Source organism: Vibrio sp. 661, from assembly GCF_033339315.1.
In the GTDB taxonomy this organism is placed as follows: Bacteria; Pseudomonadota; Gammaproteobacteria; order Enterobacterales; family Vibrionaceae; genus Vibrio; species Vibrio alginolyticus.
This window is the reverse complement of the sequence record NZ_JAWOUJ010000054.1, coordinates 1-1,500: the sequence shown is the minus strand read 5'-3', so window position 1 is coordinate 1,500 and position 1,500 is coordinate 1. Positions and strand designations below refer to the sequence as shown.

2 protein-coding genes are annotated in these 1,500 nt (G+C 33.9%); both read left to right on the top strand.

From position 1 onward, the window contains the following. The coding region (locus tag R7P69_RS24600) for a helix-turn-helix domain-containing protein (RefSeq protein ID WP_318121736.1) at positions 1–155 on the top strand (155 nt) is incomplete at its 5' end. Positions 156–762: 607 nt separating this feature from the next. Then, on the top strand, positions 763–1,500 hold a 738-nt coding region (locus tag R7P69_RS24595; RefSeq protein WP_318121734.1), incomplete at its 3' end, for a LysR family transcriptional regulator.

Sequence of the window (1,500 nt, the reverse complement as noted above, 5' to 3'; positions counted from 1 at the left end):
CAAAAGAACTGTTGAGGTCAACAAAGTTGTCAATTGATGAAGTTGCAAGTCGATCTGGTTATGTTGATACACAGTTTTTTAGGCAGATATTCAAACGAGAAAATGATTGTTCTCCGCTTGAATATCGTAAAAGAAACCAAGTTAAAGCTGAATGATAAGCATATCTCATGGCCAGAATCATGATCTATACAACATTATTAATTGAATAGTCGTATTTACATTCGTTTTAAATCCATATTATAGTTCGAACGAAAATGGCAAACGTTTGCTATTTTCGTTCGAGTATAAGTGGGTTAGTCTTGAATTGATTTTTAATAACGGTAACTTATACTTATATATACGTATTCTTATAATTACTTAATTTCTATTAATAATATTGTCGTTCATATAATGTATATTGTTTGTTATGAAATAAACCAATATGAATATTATTAAGTAATTACTTAAAATTAAAGGGGGATTTAGACCTTATAAAGGGGGTGATTAAGACACAATATTATAAAGTTATCTTTTTTTAATTAATTATTTCGCAACATGAAATAATAGTTAAAACAGATATTTACAATGTTTTTTATCTTGTCGGATCAGTGGTAAACTCAATGAGTAAGCAATTGGTTTCTTATACAACTGTTTAATGCTTAGACGTAAAATAAGACACTGAGTTATAGAGGGGAGCTATTTATTAACTGGCTTCATCTGTAGCTTTATGGATTTATAAAAATTATAACTATCGGAAAATTATTGGGTCTTGGTGTTATTTAAATGAAAGCTAATAAACGTACCATCGATGTAAAGTACTTGCGCACTTTTTCACATGTTGCAAGGCATAGAAGTTTTACTGCGGCAGCAGAAAGTCTATATTTAACCCAACCAGCCGTTTCACAACATATTAAAAAACTTGAATGTACTATAGGGGCTGAAGTCTTCGATCGAAAAGATGGATTCAATCTGACTAAACATGGCCAAATATTGCTTAGTTATACAGACAGAACAATGTCTTTATATGACCAATTATTTGACGAATTGGCTCAAGTAGATATGTTTGATCGGTACTCTATTGCGATATCTGATTCATTTGCCCCTGAATTGGTCGCGAAGGTAATTAGCTCTTTTAGAGTGTATAACGACGTCGAGTTGGCTATTACAAGTTATAGCGACATGAATTGTGTTGATAAAGATAACCACGATTTAGTCTTCGCTATTGGTGACACCACTTCCGTGGAAGGTCGCGTTTTCCCCCTAAATAGAGAGCAATACATTTTAGCTTGCGACTGTGCCGTCAAACCTGAGGAGTGCTACCCTGAGCGAATCGTCTTTTGTAATACTTTGACTAGGCGAGATGCTGAGGTATTGCTCGATTCTTCTGGGGTGGATATTTCTAAGGTAAAACATTGGCTTACCACTTCTTCCTCTCGATTGATGATCAATGAACTGCAAGCGGCAAATACTTTTGTTATCTGTCCAAGTTGGACATTAGGTGATTACAAGTGTAGCCAATAT